Origin of the sequence: Dyella sp. 2YAF14, assembly GCF_052114725.1 — a bacterium.
GTDB lineage: Bacteria > Pseudomonadota > Gammaproteobacteria > Xanthomonadales > Rhodanobacteraceae > Dyella.
Genome location: NZ_JBFRFH010000012.1, coordinates 1 through 14,581 on the forward strand (window position 1 = coordinate 1; position 14,581 = coordinate 14,581).

Annotated in this window: 16 protein-coding genes; 5 read left to right on the forward strand and 11 right to left on the reverse strand. The window is 64.6% G+C overall.

What is annotated here, in order from left to right:
* Positions 1-475: 475 nt before the first annotated feature.
* Together AB4Y82_RS16085 and AB4Y82_RS16090 are read right to left on the reverse strand one after the other, a co-directional pair.
* Positions 476-673, reverse strand: coding sequence for a hypothetical protein (locus AB4Y82_RS16085; protein WP_441611473.1), 198 nt, complete (start codon positions 671-673; stop codon positions 476-478).
* 113 nt (positions 674-786) lie between these two features.
* Complete coding sequence (locus AB4Y82_RS16090) at positions 787-984, reverse strand: rubredoxin (protein WP_046973142.1); 198 nt, start codon at positions 982-984, stop codon at positions 787-789.
* Between the two features lie 94 nt (positions 985-1,078).
* Between AB4Y82_RS16090 and thiE the strand changes: the two genes are divergently transcribed.
* Positions 1,079-1,702, forward strand: coding sequence for a thiamine phosphate synthase (gene thiE, locus AB4Y82_RS16095; RefSeq protein ID WP_441604767.1), 624 nt, complete (start codon positions 1,079-1,081; stop codon positions 1,700-1,702).
* Positions 1,703-1,712: 10 nt separating this feature from the next.
* A complete protein-coding gene (gene hemL, locus AB4Y82_RS16100) occupies positions 1,713-2,999 on the forward strand; it encodes a glutamate-1-semialdehyde 2,1-aminomutase (protein ID WP_441604768.1) in 1,287 nt (428 codons plus the stop codon).
* Between the two features lie 51 nt (positions 3,000-3,050).
* Here hemL and AB4Y82_RS16105 read toward each other — a convergent pair whose 3' ends face one another.
* The 8 genes from AB4Y82_RS16105 to AB4Y82_RS16140 form a co-directional block, all read right to left on the reverse strand.
* Complete coding sequence (locus tag AB4Y82_RS16105) at positions 3,051-4,286, reverse strand: acetylornithine transaminase (RefSeq protein ID WP_441604769.1); 1,236 nt, start codon at positions 4,284-4,286, stop codon at positions 3,051-3,053.
* 851 nt (positions 4,287-5,137) lie between these two features.
* Positions 5,138-6,478, reverse strand: coding sequence for a sigma 54-interacting transcriptional regulator (locus AB4Y82_RS16110; protein ID WP_441604770.1), 1,341 nt, complete (start codon positions 6,476-6,478; stop codon positions 5,138-5,140).
* Between the two features lie 296 nt (positions 6,479-6,774).
* Positions 6,775-7,194: a VOC family protein gene (locus AB4Y82_RS16115; protein WP_441604771.1), complete on the reverse strand. Its 420-nt coding sequence runs from the start codon at positions 7,192-7,194 to the stop codon at positions 6,775-6,777.
* The gene (locus AB4Y82_RS16120) at positions 7,191-7,646 is read right to left on the reverse strand and encodes an HIT family protein (protein ID WP_441604772.1); all 456 of its coding nucleotides are present in this window, start codon (positions 7,644-7,646) and stop codon (positions 7,191-7,193) included. The genes AB4Y82_RS16115 and AB4Y82_RS16120 overlap by 4 nt, the downstream gene beginning before the upstream one ends.
* Positions 7,647-7,651: 5 nt before the next feature.
* The gene (locus AB4Y82_RS16125; protein ID WP_441604773.1) at positions 7,652-8,470 is read right to left on the reverse strand and encodes an SDR family oxidoreductase; all 819 of its coding nucleotides are present in this window, start codon (positions 8,468-8,470) and stop codon (positions 7,652-7,654) included.
* A gap of 68 nt (positions 8,471-8,538) precedes the next feature.
* On the reverse strand, positions 8,539-9,141 hold the full coding sequence (locus AB4Y82_RS16130; protein WP_441604774.1) for an LON peptidase substrate-binding domain-containing protein: 603 nt from the start codon (positions 9,139-9,141) through the stop codon (positions 8,539-8,541).
* A gap of 134 nt (positions 9,142-9,275) precedes the next feature.
* Positions 9,276-10,631 carry a UDP-N-acetylmuramate:L-alanyl-gamma-D-glutamyl-meso-diaminopimelate ligase gene (gene mpl / locus AB4Y82_RS16135; RefSeq protein WP_441604775.1) on the reverse strand — a complete coding sequence of 452 codons (1,356 nt, stop codon included), beginning with the start codon at positions 10,629-10,631 and terminating at the stop codon, positions 9,276-9,278.
* A gap of 79 nt (positions 10,632-10,710) precedes the next feature.
* Positions 10,711-11,295 (reverse strand): adenylate kinase, encoded by a 585-nt coding sequence (locus AB4Y82_RS16140; protein WP_046973153.1) that lies wholly within the window; start codon positions 11,293-11,295, stop codon positions 10,711-10,713.
* 221 nt (positions 11,296-11,516) lie between these two features.
* Here AB4Y82_RS16140 and AB4Y82_RS16145 point away from each other — a divergent pair, with 221 nt between their 5' ends.
* On the forward strand, positions 11,517-11,945 hold the full coding sequence (locus tag AB4Y82_RS16145; RefSeq protein ID WP_441604776.1) for a VOC family protein: 429 nt from the start codon (positions 11,517-11,519) through the stop codon (positions 11,943-11,945).
* A gap of 6 nt (positions 11,946-11,951) precedes the next feature.
* Positions 11,952-13,220: a 6-phosphofructokinase gene (locus AB4Y82_RS16150; RefSeq protein WP_441604777.1), complete on the forward strand. Its 1,269-nt coding sequence runs from the start codon at positions 11,952-11,954 to the stop codon at positions 13,218-13,220.
* A 3-nt stretch (positions 13,221-13,223) separates the two neighbouring features.
* Here AB4Y82_RS16150 and AB4Y82_RS16155 read toward each other — a convergent pair whose 3' ends face one another.
* Positions 13,224-13,991 carry an alpha/beta hydrolase gene (locus tag AB4Y82_RS16155; RefSeq protein ID WP_441604778.1) on the reverse strand — a complete coding sequence of 256 codons (768 nt, stop codon included), beginning with the start codon at positions 13,989-13,991 and terminating at the stop codon, positions 13,224-13,226.
* 172 nt (positions 13,992-14,163) lie between these two features.
* Between AB4Y82_RS16155 and AB4Y82_RS16160 the strand changes: the two genes are divergently transcribed.
* Positions 14,164-14,571: an RcnB family protein gene (locus tag AB4Y82_RS16160; protein ID WP_441604779.1), complete on the forward strand. Its 408-nt coding sequence runs from the start codon at positions 14,164-14,166 to the stop codon at positions 14,569-14,571.
* Positions 14,572-14,581: the final 10 nt, after the last annotated feature.

Sequence of the window (14,581 nt, forward strand, 5' to 3'; positions counted from 1 at the left end):
TTCTGAAGCGTTGTTCCTAACCATAAACGTCAAGCTTTTGAATTGACTCTTAGGTTAGACGCTTGCATATATTGGACATTCAATCGTCCGTCGCAAGACGCCCACACAAGTCACCTGCGCACACTGTCAAAGATCTCAATCACTTGCAGCACGTTGCCGTTTCTGCGTTGGAACATTTCGTTCCGAGTGAGCCGCTCATCTTACATCATCTTTCCGGTCCGTCAACACCTCAGCGTGAATCTTTTTTGCTGTGGGTTTTCAGTGGAACCCCGTTGAAGAGCGAGTCGTCCGGGGAGGAGCGAAACTATAGCGTCCCTCCACAGGGTTGGGAAGGGGTCTATACGAATTTTTTTCATGTTCGTGACAGGACGCGACGCACGACGCGCGGATACGCCGGCCTTGCAGTGGCAAGACCGGCGCTATTTCATGGCGCTCTGGCAGTGATTCCGTGCCCGCGGAGAACTGGAAGGGCTATTTACGCCTCGCTGCCCTTGGCTGCGGATGAGATCGGCGTGTTTGCCACGGGTGCATTGGCCGCCACGGGCGTGGCGCCGTCTCCGTTGGCCGCCAGGTCATGCCGGCAGGGCACGCCGACGTGATAGGGGATGAGGGACTCCAGACTCAGCCTTTCCAGGATGTCCCACTCGTCTTCGAACGGAATGAATTGCTGCATGGTCCTGCTCCTGCCGGGGTTGCGCGGTTTTTCCGGCGCGCAGGAGCATTAAAGCAAACGGCCCGGTCCGTACGATGACGGATTCGGGCCGTTTGAGGGCAATGCGGTGGGATTCAGTCGATTTCGATCATCTCGAAGTCTTCCTTGGTCGCGCCGCAATCCGGGCAGGTCCAGGTATCGGGAACGTCGGCCCAACGCGTACCGGGCTCGATGCCCTCGTCGGGCACGCCCAGCGCCTCGTCATAGATGAAGCCGCAAACGACACACATCCATTTGCGCAGGGTGCCGGTTTCGTTGGTGCTCTGATTCATCGTCAATGGCTTGCTATGGAGAATAAGTAGGTCATTCTCGCAACTCCCCCGCCGATGCGAAAGCGTATGGCGCAGCTCTCCAGGATCGATTGGCATGCGTGAAAAACTCCAGGGCCGTGGCCTTTATGTGATTACCGATGGCCCGCGCCCCGACTTGTTCCAGGCGGTGGCGCAGGCCCTGGCCGGCGGCGCCCGGCTGCTGCAATACCGCGACAAGACGCGCGATGACGCGCGCCGGCTCACCGAAGCCCGCGCCATCCGCGCCCTGTGCGCCGCCCGTCAGGTACCCCTGATCATCAACGATGACGTGGCCTTAGCCCACGCAGCAGGCGCCGCGGGGGTGCACCTGGGTGAGGAGGACGGCGATGTGGCCGCGGCTCGCGCGGTGCTGGGTGAAGACGCCATCATCGGCGTGTCCTGCTACGACTCGCTGGCACGAGCGCGCGAGCTCGCCGCCGCGGGCGCCGACTACATCGCCTTTGGCGCCTTTTTTCCTTCGCCCACAAAGCCGCATGCACGCCGTGCTTCCTTCGACCTGCTGCGACAGAGCGCCGCGCTCGGTGTGCCGCGAGTGGCGATCGGCGGCATCACGCCAGACAATGCGCAGTCGCTGATTGACGCCGGCGCCGACTATCTCGCCGTGATTTCCGCGGTTTTCGGCGATCCCGACGTGCGCGGCGCCGCTGCACGATTCGCCCAACTCTTCACTACGCCTTGAGACACCCACGATGACCACCAACCACGAACTCTTCCAACGCGCGCAGCAGCTGATGCCTGGCGGCGTGAACTCGCCGGTGCGCGCTTTCAAGTCGGTGGGCGGCGAGCCGTTCTTCACGGCGCGTGCGGATGGCCCGTATCTGTGGGACGTCGAAGGCAAGCGCTATATCGACTACGTGGGCTCGTGGGGCCCGATGATCGTGGGCCATAACCACCCGCATGTGCGTGAGGCGGTGGAACGCGCGGTGAAGAACGGCCTGTCGTACGGCACGCCCTGCCCCGCCGAAGTCACCATGGCGGAGACCATCACGCGCCTGATTCCGTCGATCGACATGGTGCGCATGGTCAATTCCGGCACGGAAGCGACCATGTCGGCGATCCGCCTGGCGCGTGGCGCCACCGGTCGCAACCTGATCGTGAAGTTCGAAGGCTGCTACCACGGCCATGGCGACAGCTTCCTGGTAAAGGCCGGTTCGGGCGCACTCACCTTTGGCGTGCCGACCTCGCCCGGCGTGCCCAAGGCCAATGCGGACCTCACGCTCACCCTGGCCTATAACGATCTCGATGCTGCCGTGCGCCTGTTCGACGAGCACGGCCACGATATCGCCGGCCTGATCATCGAGCCGGTCGCCGGCAACATGAACTGCATTCCGCCCAGGGACGGCTATCTGCAGGGCCTGCGCGAGCTGTGCACGAAGCACGGCGCGCTGCTGATCTTCGACGAGGTGATGACGGGTTTCCGCGTGGCCCTGGGTGGCGCGCAGGCCTTTTACGGCGTGACGCCGGATCTCACCACCTTCGGCAAGATCATCGGCGGCGGCATGCCGGTGGGAGCCTATGGCGGTCGTCGTGACCTGATGCAGCAGATCGCGCCCTCTGGACCGATCTACCAGGCGGGCACGCTATCGGGTAATCCGGTGGCGATGGCAGCGGGTCTGGCCATGCTGGAATTGATCCAGGCGCCGGGCTTTTACGATCAGCTCGCCGCGCGCACGCGCCTTCTCACGGATGGCCTGCAGGCCGTGGCGGATGGCGAAGGGGTGGCCTTCAGCACGAATCGCGTGGGCGGCATGTTCGGCCTGTTCTTCACCCGGCAGAAGGTGGATAGCTACGCGCAGGCGACGGCGGCAGACACGGCGATGTTCAACCGCTTCTTCCACGGCATGCTGGAGCGTGGCGTCTATCTCGCACCCTCGGCGTTCGAGGCGGGCTTTGTGTCCAGTGCGCACAGCGAGCAGGACATCGCCGAGACGCTGGAAGCGGCACGTGGTGCGCTGCGCGCGGCGCGAGCAGGCTGAGGCCCTCGGCAAGCGCTCCTGAAGCCAGGAGCGCTTGTTGGGTGACGTCGCTTAGCTCGCCACGAAACTGCGTAGCGCCGCTTCGAGGCGCGCAAGGCCTTCAGCCAGATTCTCATCGCTGATATTGAGGGCGGGCACGAAACGCAGCACATCCGGACCCGCCTGCAACACGAGCAAGCCGTGGGCTGCAGCGTGATCGAGGATGGCGCCAGCCTTGCCCTTGTTCGCCTCGTTGAGCACGGCGCCAAGCATCAGGCCGCGGCCGCGAACCTCATCAAACAGCTGCAATGACGCATTGATGCGCGTCAGGCCATCACGCAAGGCCTGCGACTGGCGCGCCACGTTGGCCAGCAACTCAGGCGACGACAGCTTGCGCAGCGCTACGCGCGCCACGGCGGCCGCCAGCGGATTGCCGCCAAAGGTGGTGCCGTGGGCGCCAAACTGCATCACCTCGGCCACCTTGGGGCCGGCCAGCATGGCGCCGATGGGGAAGCCGCAACCCAGGGCCTTGGCCATGGTGACGATGTCGGGCTTGGCACCGTCCTGCACGTAGGCGAACAAGGTGCCGGTGCGGCCCATGCCGCTCTGGATCTCGTCCAGCACCAGCAGCGCCAGGTGCTGATCGCACAACTCACGCACGCGCTGGACGAAGCCGGGCGCGGCCGGCAGCACGCCGCCCTCGCCCTGCACCGGCTCGAGCATCACGGCGGCTACGTCGCCGTGGGCAAATGCCGCTTCCAGGGCCGGCACATCGTTGAAATCGAGATAGCGGAAGCCGCCGGGCAGCGGTTCGTAGCCTTCCTGGTACTTCGGCTGGGCGGTGGCCGTGACGGCCGCCAGGGTGCGTCCATGGAAGGAGCCGCGGAAGGTGATGATCACCCGCTTATCGGCCGCACGGCCCTGCGCGGCAGCCCATTTGCGCACCAGCTTGATAGCCGCTTCATTGGCTTCGGTACCGGAATTGCACAGGAACACGCGCTCGGCAAAGCCTGACGCCGACACCAGTTCCTCGGCCAGGCGCAGCGGCGGCTCGGTGTAGAAGACGTTGCTGGTATGCCAGAGCTTGTGGGCCTGGGTGGTCAAGGCCTCGAGCAGATCGGGATCCTGATGGCCGAGCGCGTTTACAGCGATGCCGGCGCCGAAGTCGAGGTAGTCGCGGCCCTGCGTATCCCACACCCGCGCGCCCTTGCCGTGATCCAGCACCACATCGCGCGGTCGATACACCGGCAACCAGTAGCGCTTGCCGAGATCGATCAGGGACTGGGCGGACGGGTCTTGCGCGTGCATGTCGTACTCCGGGCATCGTCGAGGGCGACGACACCATGCTCAAAGGGGATCGGGGATGGGGATGCGTCGCAAGCAGCGGCGCGCCTGCATCCTAAGCCCTGAGTAGCGCCTTTGCACGGCTCCGGACCCGGTGGACGCGCTTTGAACGGGAAGAAACGAGGACGCGGCAACTGAGACGCAGCCAACTTGCCCGGACCACGGCTGCGCCGGCAAAAGGTGTGACATTTCGCCTGTCCGCCGTAAAGCGCCTGTTACACCTGCGCGAAACCGCTTAACTGCACGCGTTAAGCGCCTTCCGAAGGCCACATTTCAGGCTGGGGCTGTAACGCCTTTAGCACGGTTCAAAATCGTCCACTGTGCTGCAAAGGCGCTAAAACCCCCGTTTTTCAGCCATTGGCGATCGTTGGCACGGCGATTGCTCTCTTAACCCCGTACAGGCGGGAAGGGGGAAGGGCCAGCTGCGATAAACGCGCCGGACGCCGCGATAAGGATCTCGCGACGACAGGATGGCGACGCTTCTGGGTGGCCCGGGGCAAGTCGGCACGGACTTCGCAGCTGGCATTGGAAGCACCCTTTCCGCGCCTCTCAGCTTGCTGAGAGGTCGTCAAAGCATTCCGCCGCATGGCGGTGATGAGGGCGGTAACCCGGCAACCCCTGTGGCCGGGGCACCAATGGAAGCCCCCGACCCGACCCCTGCGGGTCGGGGGCCTTCCTTTTTGTCGTGGGTGCACTCGCCCATCGGGCGGCACATCGCCGCATTCGCTAGAAGGAATGCGCACGCGCCGCCCACCCCAAGGGGTGGCCAGCATGATTCTTTCCGTGGGGCGCCCTTGCGAGGCTCGGACGTACGCTTAGCGCAGCTCGTCGAGCGCGAGCTGATGCTTCTTGCACAGGCGGTAGATGGTCACGCGCGACACCTTCAGTCGACGCGCGCATTCGCTCACATTGAAACGACTCTCGCGCAGGCACGCGATCACGGCATCGCGCTCGGCTGCCACGCGCGTGCTGCCCAGGCTGGAGCGCGCCGCCTGCTTGGTGAGCACGTCGGCCAGATCCAGGTCGTTGACGCTGATGAGGGCGTCTTCCGCCACCACCGCTGCACGCTGCACGCGATTGAGCAACTCTCGCACGTTGCCCGGCCAGCTGAAGTCGAGCATGGCTCGCCGCGCGCTGGCGCTGAAGGCGCGCCCGCGGCTGGCATGCTGTTCGCGGAAGGCGTCGAGGAATTTCTGCGCCAACAGCACCACGTCGTCCTCGCGCTCACGCAGCGGCGGCATGCGCAGGCGCAGCACGTTGAGGCGGTAATAGAGATCTTCGCGGAAGCGGCCTTGCTCGACTGCTTTTTCCAGATCCACGTGGGTGGCGGCGAGCACGCGCACGTCCAGTTTGATCAACTGGCTGCTGCCCACGCGCTCCAGCGTGCCTTCCTGCAGGAAGCGCAACAGGCTGGTTTGTGCGTCGAGTGGTAGATCGCCCACTTCGTCGAGAAACACGGTGCCGCCCGCGGCTGTTTCGAAATGGCCGATGCGGCGGGCGTTGGCGCCGGTGAATGCACCACGCTCATGACCAAACAGTTCGGACTGCACCAGGTTGGGCGGCAGCGCGCCGCAATTGATCGCGGCGAACGGCCGATCGGCACGCGCCGAAAGACTATGCAGGGCCCGCGCCGCAACCTCCTTGCCCGTGCCCGTTTCGCCGGTGATCAATACCGGCAGTTCAACCGGTGCGTACTTGCGCACGCTGGCCACCACGGCACCGATGGCGGCACTGCGGCCAGTCACGCCGACGTCGCCCGGCTCAGCCGCGCGCGGCTGGTCGCCGCCCACGCGGGCAAGCGCCTCGACCAGGCGGTCGACATCCACCGGTGTGGCGAAGTATTCGATGCTCGCTTCCAGCACGCGATCGATAAGCGGCTCGTGCACCGACATGGCCGGTGGTATGAGCGCCACCCACGGCAGCCAGGGGTGATCAGCCATGAGCTGAGCCATGGCCTGGGCGGAAGCAGGATCGCCGTGCCTAAGGTCGGCCAGCGCCACCACCGTATCGTTGTTTCGCATGCCGACGCCGCCCTGAGTACCGGCATCGGCGACGCGGATAATCCATCCCGCATTGGCCAACCCTGCCCGCTCTTCGCCGGCCGGTTGACCAAACCAGACGACGCATCGCCTGGCCTCCTCCCTCATTACAGCCATGGTTCCCTCCCCCAACCCCTCTAGGGGTCACAGGTTTCGGCCGGTCGTTGCCATGTCCTATGGCTACCCCCCGGTTACCACGCCCGTCGCGCCAAGCTAACCCGCGACCGCTACAAAAATGTGATATGGGTCACACAATATACAACTCTGCGCCTCACAGTCACCCTACCAATGGCGCAAAACCGTCGGACGTAAGCCGGAGGCAGGCAGTTGGGCTAGCACCTATGGCCTAGAGTCCTTGGACCCACGCCGAAGGCCCGCCAGGGCCTCCAGCAAGCCACGCGACAGCCAGCGCCCTACCAGACACCCGTATTGGGCATCGATGCCCACGGCTCCTGCGGCGGCAGATGCCCGTCCTGCAGCAGTTCCACCGAAATCAGGTCCGGCGAGCGTACGAAAGCCATGTGTCCATCGCGTGGCGGGCGATGAATGGTGTAGCCCATCGATTGCAGGTGCGCGCAGGTCTGGTAGATGTCGTCCACGCGAAACGCCAGATGGCCAAAATTGCGCGCGCTGCCATAGTCCTCGCTCGAGCCCCAGTTGTAGGTCAGCTCGATTTCCGCCTCCGGCGAATCGGCAGCGGCCAGAAAGACCAGGGTGAACTTACCCGCGATGTTTTCGCTGCGACGTGTTTCCTTCAGCCCGAGTCCATCGCAGAAGAAACGCAGGCTTGCGTCGATGTCGCGCACGCGAATCATGGTGTGCAGATATTTCATGCAGAACTCCGTGGCGTGGGGACGCCGCCATCGTGGGGAAGCACCAGTCGAATCCGCTGCGCCAGATCATCCAGCACGTCGCGTGTCGACGGTGTCGGCACGCCGTGCGGATAGACGCGAAACAAGCCATCGGCCACGCGACGCGGATGCACGTGCAGATGGAAGTGCGGCACTTCCTGCCCGCCGGCCGCGCCATTGGATTGCCACAGATTGAGCCCGGGCGAGTGAAACACTTCGCGCAAGGCATGCGCCACGCGCACACCCAGCTGCATCACTTCGCCGGCGAGCGCGGCATCGATGGCGTAGATGTCCTGCACATGCGCCTTGGGCACCACCAACACATGACCGGGCATCGCTTGCCGAAGATCGAGAAAGGCCAGCGCGTTGTCCGTCTGCGCCACTACGCTGGCGGCGCCTCGACCAGCGACGATCTCGCAGAACGGGCAGGACACGACGCTCAATCCAGAAACAGATCGGGCAGCAGCGACTGCGAGGGATCGACCGCGTACTGCGCGAAGTCGGTGACGCCCGCCTCGCGCAGCACCTCTTCATCGATAAGAAATTTGCCTGCGAATCCCTTGGCCGGTCGCGTGAGCACGGCATGCGCCGCGTCCGCCACGATGGTTGGCTTGCGGCAGCGTTCCAGCGGCACACCCGGAATCATGTTGAGCGCATCGGTGGCAATGATGGTGCGCGGCCACAGTGCATTCACTGCCACGCCCTTGCTGCCAAGCTCGCCGGCCAGCCCCAGCGTCACGAAGCTCATGCCCATCTTGGCGAGCGTGTAACCGGTGTGCGGCGCCCACCACTTTGGATCGAGCGACGGCGGTGGCGCCAGCGTGAGGATGTGTGGATTGTCGGACTTGAGCAGATGCGGGAGGCACACCTGCGCGCAAAGGAAACTGCCGCGCGCATTCACCTGCTGCATCAGGTCGAAGCGTTTCATAGGCGTATCTGCCACGCCGGCCAGCCAGATCGCGCTGGCGTTGTTGACCAGGATATCGATGCCGCCGAAGCGCTCGACGGTGGCGGCCACGGCGGCCTTCACTTCGTCTTCTTCGCGGATATCGCACTTGATTGGCAGGGCCTTGCCGCCGGCCGCTTCAATCTCTTCGGCTGCGCTGAAGATGGTGCCGGGCAATCGCGGATTGGGCACGTTGCTCTTGGCGGCAATGGCGATGTTGGCGCCGTCGCGCGCGGCGCGCAGCGCAATGGCCAGTCCGATGCCGCGCGAGGCGCCGGTGATGAAGAGGGTCTTACCGGCCAGGCTGCTCATGGAGGGTCACCTCATTTGTGAATGGACGAGTGTAGAAGCGCCTCATGCAGGCGCAAAGTGCAACGCGTTCACGCTCGCTGGAAACGCGGGAGGATGTCGCGCAATTCGCCCAGTCGTCGTACGGGATCAGTCAGTTCAAGCAGGCGCTGCTGTTCGTCGGTCTGCAACGGCAGCAGTTCCGCCAGGCGAAAGCCAAGCCAGCTGGCGTCCTCGTAGAGATGCTTGGGCGCGTGGCGCCACTGCGGCGCCAGGTTCTCGATCAAGCGCTCGAGGATCGATTGCAGCAACGTCAATTCCACCGGTACTTCTTGTGCAGGCTCCGCGGCCCATGGTTCGACGTCGCCGCGGACCAGTCCATCCGAACGCACCCGCGTACGCAGCACGCGGAATCGCTCGCCGCCTTCGGCCAGGATGCCCAGCAGCCCATCTTCGCGATTATGGAAATCAACTATGCGAGCAAGTGTGCCGACGGCGGCGGGCAAGGCAGGGGCGCCGGCCTCCCGTCCATCAAGAATCAGACACACGCCGAACGAGCTGCCGGTGCGTGCGCACTCGCGAATCATGTCCAGATAGCGGGGCTCGAAAATGCGCAGTGACAGCTGTCCACCGGGATACAGCACGGTGCTCAGCGGGAATAGCGGGAGGTCGATCGATGGAGTCTTGGCAGCCATGCGATGAGTTTAACCGCGGGCTTGCGTTGTAGGAGCGCACCTTGTGCGCGACCGAAAAATCGGTTTCCTATCGCGAGGCCAGTCGCGCACAGGGTGCGCTCCCACCAGGGAAGGGAGCGGCAGCCCGGGGCGCGTTACGAGGTGAGCGATTCGGCGAAACGGCGCGGTGCGCCTTCGAAGCCGCCGTTGGACATGAAGACCACGTGATCGCCTGCGCGCACTTGGTTGCGCAAGGTGTCGATCAACGCATCCACGGTCGGCACGGCGCTGCCGCGGCCGTTCAAGGCGGCGGTCACGCGGCCGGCATCCCACGCAAGCTCCGGGCGATGCAGGAAGACCACCGCATCGGCATCGGCCAGCGACGGCGCCAGTGCCTCGGCATGCGCACCCAGCCGCATGGAATTGGAACGCGGCTCCAGCGCCACGACGATGCGCGCCTTGCCCACTTTGGCGCGCAAGCCGGCAAGCGTGGTCGCGATGGCCGTAGGGTGATGCGCGAAATCGTCGTAGACGCGCACGCCGTGCGCCTCGCCCACGACTTCCATGCGGCGCTTCACGCTCTGGAAACTCGCAAAAGCCGGCAGCAATGCACGCGGATCGGCGCCCGCGGCCGCGGCAGCCGCCAAGGCAGCCAGCGCATTCATCACGCTGTGGTTGCCGAGCAGCGGCCAATGGATTTCGCCGATCAAATCGGCGCCGTGGCGCACGCGAAAGGCCGAGCCGTCGGCCTCGATCAGCTCGGCCTGCCAGTCGCCCTGCCCGATGCCAAAGGTTTCCACCGGGGTCCAGCAGCCCATTGCCAGCACTTCGGCGAGATGCTGATCGTGCGCGTTGACGATCAGACGTCCATTGCCGGGCACGGTGCGCACCAGATGATGAAACTGGCGCTGGATCGCGGCGACGTCGGGGAAGATGTCCGCGTGGTCGTATTCGAGGTTGTTGAGGATGGCGATGCGCGGGCGGTAGTGCACGAACTTGGAGCGCTTGTCGAAGAAGGCGCTGTCGTATTCGTCCGCTTCGATCACGAACGGCTTGCCGCCACCCACGCGGGCCGATGTCTCGAAGTTGCCGGGCACGCCGCCGATCAGGAAGCCGGGCGACAGGCCTGCGCTCTCCAGCAGGTGCGCCAGCAGGCTGGTCGTGGTGGTCTTGCCGTGCGTGCCGGCCACGGCCAGCACTTCACGGCCCGGCAGCAGGGTCTCGCCCAGCCACTGCGGCCCCGAGATGTAACGCAGCTGCTCGTCGAGCATGTATTCCACGGCCGGGTTGCCGCGCGTCATGGCGTTGCCTACCACCACCAGGTCGGGCGCCGGCTTGAGGTAGTCGGCGCGGTAGCCGTTCATCAGGCCAATGCCCAAGGCTTCGAGCTGGGTGCTCATGGGCGGATAGACGTTGGCGTCGGAACCCTCGACGGTGAGTCCAAGCTCACGCGCCAGTGCGGCGACGCCGCCCATGAAGGTGCCGCAGATGCCCAGGATGTGCAGACGCATGTGTTACCTGCTCGATAGAACCCGGCCAGCCGATGCGCCAGCCCAAAAACATCGGGCCGCCTTGCGGCGGCCCAGAGCGTCAGCCGTTGGCGGCGGCCGATTCGTCAGCCAGCGCACGCTTGACGCGCGCGGTGACTTCGTTGAGCTCGCCCACGCCGTCGACCACCTGCAGCTTGCCGCGGCGGGAGAAGAAATCGGCCACGGGCGCGGTCTGCTCGGCATAGACCTTCAGGCGATCGCGCACCACCACCGGATCGTCGTCCTTGCGGTGCTCGGCGGCGAAACGGATTTCGCAGCGGCCGATGATCACTTCGTTGGGCACGTCCAGCTTCACCACAGCGTCCAGCGGCTGGCCGATCTTGGCCAGCAGATGATCGAGCGCGTCGGCCTGGGCCAGGTTGCGCGGGTAGCCGTCGAGGATGAAGCCACCGCGGACGTCGTCCTGCGAGAGGCGTTCTTCGAGCATGGCCAGCAGGATGTCGTCAGAGACGAGCTTGCCTGCGTCCATCACCGCCTTCGCTTTCAGGCCCGTCGGCGTACCCGCGGCCACCGCCGCGCGCAACATGTCGCCGGTCGAGATGTGCGGGACGCCGAGTTCCACCTTCAGACGCGCAGCCTGGGTGCCTTTGCCCGAACCGGGCGGACCGAGTAGGACGAGTCGCATAGTGCTCCAAGGTATCCGAAGGCCGCGCACGCTGCGGGACCCGGGGATGCAAGAAAATGGCGTTCAACTTAACTTCTGGCAGCGTCAACGTCAAACCGAGAAAGCGGCTCGGAAACGGCAAGTAGTTGTTGCCAAAAGAGTTAACCCTGACACGTTGTTGTCACAGGGACGCCGCGGGCGGGCCGGATTAAGCTCGCCGGGACCACTGGGAGGAAAACGCCGTGTCTGCACCCCGTATCCACATCGTCACGCTGGGCGTCAGCGACCTGGCGCGCTCGCGTCAGTTCTACGAGGCCTGGGGCTGGAAGGCCTCCTCGGCGAGCAATGACAACATCGTCTTCCTCAAGGGCGGCGCCGGTGTCCTGGCGCTTTACGGGCGCGATGCGCTGGCCGAAGACGCGCTTACCGAAGACCTGCCCACGGGCTTTGCCGCCGTCACGCTGGCGCGCAACGCGAGCTCCAAGGACGAAGTGGACGCCTGGTTCGCCACGGCGCTGGCCGCCGGCGCACGCGAATTGAAGACACCGCAGGAGGCATTCTGGGGCGGCTACTCGGGCTACCTCGCCGATCCCGATGGCCATTTATGGGAATTCGCGTTCAACCCCTACTTCGTGTTTGATGGCCAGGGCAACCTCGCCTTACCGGATTGAGATCTCATGACGACAAAAGCCAAGCCCAGCGGTCGCCTGCTCTACGCCCAGTCCGGCGGCGTCACCGCCGTCATCAATGCCACCGCCGCGGGTGTGATCGAGGCGGCGCGTGCCAAAGGCGTGCCCGTGTACGCGGGGCATAACGGCATCCTCGGCGCCTTGCGCGAGGAGTTGATCGATACCTCCAAGGAAACCAAGGCCGCGATCGCAGCCCTGCGTCATACACCCGGTGGCGCGTTCGGTTCGTGCCGCTACAAGCTCAAATCGCTGGATACGAATCGCGCCGAATACGAGCGGCTCATCGACGTATTCCGCGCGCACGACATCCGCTGGTTCCTTTACAACGGCGGCAACGACTCGGCCGATACCGCGCTGAAGATCTCGCAACTCGGCAAGGCAATGAATTACGACATTCGCTGCATCGGCGTGCCCAAGACGGTGGATAACGATCTGGCCGTCACCGACTGCTGCCCCGGCTTTGGCTCGGTGGCGAAATACATCGCCGTGTCCACGCTGGAGGCGAGCCTTGACGTGGCCTCGATGGCAGACACCTCGACCAAGGTCTTCATCCTCGAAGTGATGGGCCGCCACGCCGGCTGGATTGCCGCTGCCGCAGGCCTGGCAGGCGAAGGCACGGATGCGCCGCCGCACATCATCCTGTTTCCGGAACGCGCGTTCGATGAAGCCGCCTTTCTCGCCAAGGTGAAGGCCACCGTGGAACGCGTGGGCTGGTGCACGGTCGTTGCGTCGGAGGGCTTGCTCAACGCCGAAGGCCAGTTCCTCGCTGAGGCAGGCACGCGCGACGCGTTCGGTCACAGCCAGCTCGGCGGCGTGGCGCCGGTGCTCGCCGCGCTGGTCAAGGAAAAACTCGGCTACAAATACCACTGGGCGCTGCCCGATTACCTGCAGCGGTCGGCGCGTCATTTGGCCTCGAAAACCGATGCCGATCAGGCTTACGCGGTGGGCAAGGCTGCAGTCGAATACGCCTTGGCCGGCATGAATGCCGTGATGCCGGTAATCGTGCGCAGCAGCGACGCGCCGTATCGCTGGAAGATCGAACCGGCGCCGCTGTCGAAAATCGCCAATCGCGAAAAGAAAATGCCGGCGAGTTTCATCACGCGCGACGGCTTTGGCATCACGGCCGCCGCACGTCGTTACCTTGGCCCGCTGATCCAGGGCGAAGCGCCTCCCCCGTATGGCAAGAACGGATTACCGCAGTACGCGACGCTCAAGAACACCATGGTGGCGCGCAAGCTCGAGCCGTTCGGGCGCTGAGCCTTATTTCAGGAAGCGCTCCAGGCTCACGCGATAGTCCGCGTGATCCTGGACCGTGTTGTGGCCGGCATCGGCGATCACCTGCACCATGGGCGCCTGCTTGAATGCCTTCAGCAAGGCCAGGGTGCGTTCGGCGGGAATGATTTCATCATCTTCGGCACGTATCACCAGTACCGGACAATGGATGTCGTTGACGTACTGCCAGGATTCGTAGCGATCACGCATCAGCGCGTTCACCGGCAGCCAGCTGAAGTAACCCGCTGCCACGCGCACCAGACTGTCGAATGGCGTGACCAGCACCAGGCGCTCCACCGGCCGACGCGCTGCAAGTTGCACGGCCACGCCGCTGCCCAGACTGCGTCCGATCACCGCAAGGCTCGCGTGCTCGCGCGCCACATGGTCGAACAAGGCCAGCGCATCGCTGACCAGGGCCTGCTCGGTGGGCTTTCCCGCGCTCGCCGCATAACTGCGATAGGGCAGCAGATAGATCGTGCGATCCGGAAACCATAGAGCCAGTTCATTGCGGGCATCCTCGATGCGCTCGCCGTTGCCGCCGAAATAGATCAAGGCCTTTGCACGCCCTGGGTTCATCACCCACCCGCGCAGCCTGACTCCCTCGTTGGCCAAATCGAAATCCGGTGGCTGCTGCACGCGCCAGCTCGCCTCCGGGTGATAGATCTGCTGCCGCTGCCCCAGGAACATGGCCAGACAGATGCCGCCGTACAACACGACGGCCAGCGCCACGAACACCAGCATTACTCGCAGGAACATCAAGGTGTCTCCGGGCGGATTCTGTACGGCGATTCAGATCGATAAGCGCAGGCTGAAAGCTTGCACGACGCTTTCAAAAAAGCACGCTCGGCGTTCAGACGCAGATTTTTACGATGATTCTGCCCGATCGATCCAGCGCCCGTGGCGTTGGCGGGCATCCCAGGAGGATGCGATGAAGACCCTTTCCCGTGCACTAGTGGCCCTGGCCCTGCTTGCCGGCAGCGGCGCGGTGCTGGCCGACCCCTGGCACGACCACGATCGGGGACATGGCCATGATGATCGACATGATCGCGGCGATCGCTACGACAACCACGGCGGCCGCCATGATCGCGACGGCTGGCACGATCGCGACCGTCACGACGGCTGGAATCGTCGCTACTACAGCGACCGCGGCTATTACGGCCGCCCGCATCGCTGGGAACGCGGCTACCGCTACGACGGTCCGATGTACATCGTCAACGACTATCGCGGCTACCAGCTCGCCCCGCCGCCCTACGGCTATCGCTGGGTGCGCAACGACGGCAACTTCCTGCTGGTCTCCATCGGCGACAGCATGATCCTGGACCTGGTCATTCGCTGACGCGCATCGG

What these genes read in the sequence shown, in the direction of transcription:
- mpl (WP_441604775.1), bottom strand. Translation starts at nt 10,631, where the DNA reads ATGCGTCTGCACATCCTGGGCATCTGCGGCACCTTCATGGGCGGCGTC.
- AB4Y82_RS16155 (WP_441604778.1), bottom strand. Translation starts at nt 13,991, where the DNA reads ATGTTCCTGCGAGTAATGCTGGTGTTCGTGGCGCTGGCCGTCGTGTTG.
- AB4Y82_RS16150 (WP_441604777.1), top strand. Translation starts at nt 11,952, where the DNA reads ATGACGACAAAAGCCAAGCCCAGCGGTCGCCTGCTCTACGCCCAGTCC.
- thiE (WP_441604767.1), top strand. Translation starts at nt 1,079, where the DNA reads ATGCGTGAAAAACTCCAGGGCCGTGGCCTTTATGTGATTACCGATGGC.
- AB4Y82_RS16110 (WP_441604770.1), bottom strand. Translation starts at nt 6,478, where the DNA reads ATGGCTGTAATGAGGGAGGAGGCCAGGCGATGCGTCGTCTGGTTTGGT.
- AB4Y82_RS16140 (WP_046973153.1), bottom strand. Translation starts at nt 11,295, where the DNA reads ATGCGACTCGTCCTACTCGGTCCGCCCGGTTCGGGCAAAGGCACCCAG.
- AB4Y82_RS16160 (WP_441604779.1), top strand. Translation starts at nt 14,164, where the DNA reads ATGAAGACCCTTTCCCGTGCACTAGTGGCCCTGGCCCTGCTTGCCGGC.
- AB4Y82_RS16090 (WP_046973142.1), bottom strand. Translation starts at nt 984, where the DNA reads ATGAATCAGAGCACCAACGAAACCGGCACCCTGCGCAAATGGATGTGT.
- AB4Y82_RS16105 (WP_441604769.1), bottom strand. Translation starts at nt 4,286, where the DNA reads ATGCACGCGCAAGACCCGTCCGCCCAGTCCCTGATCGATCTCGGCAAG.
- AB4Y82_RS16085 (WP_441611473.1), bottom strand. Translation starts at nt 673, where the DNA reads ATGCAGCAATTCATTCCGTTCGAAGACGAGTGGGACATCCTGGAAAGG.
- hemL (WP_441604768.1), top strand. Translation starts at nt 1,713, where the DNA reads ATGACCACCAACCACGAACTCTTCCAACGCGCGCAGCAGCTGATGCCT.
- AB4Y82_RS16125 (WP_441604773.1), bottom strand. Translation starts at nt 8,470, where the DNA reads ATGAGCAGCCTGGCCGGTAAGACCCTCTTCATCACCGGCGCCTCGCGC.
- AB4Y82_RS16130 (WP_441604774.1), bottom strand. Translation starts at nt 9,141, where the DNA reads ATGGCTGCCAAGACTCCATCGATCGACCTCCCGCTATTCCCGCTGAGC.
- AB4Y82_RS16115 (WP_441604771.1), bottom strand. Translation starts at nt 7,194, where the DNA reads ATGAAATATCTGCACACCATGATTCGCGTGCGCGACATCGACGCAAGC.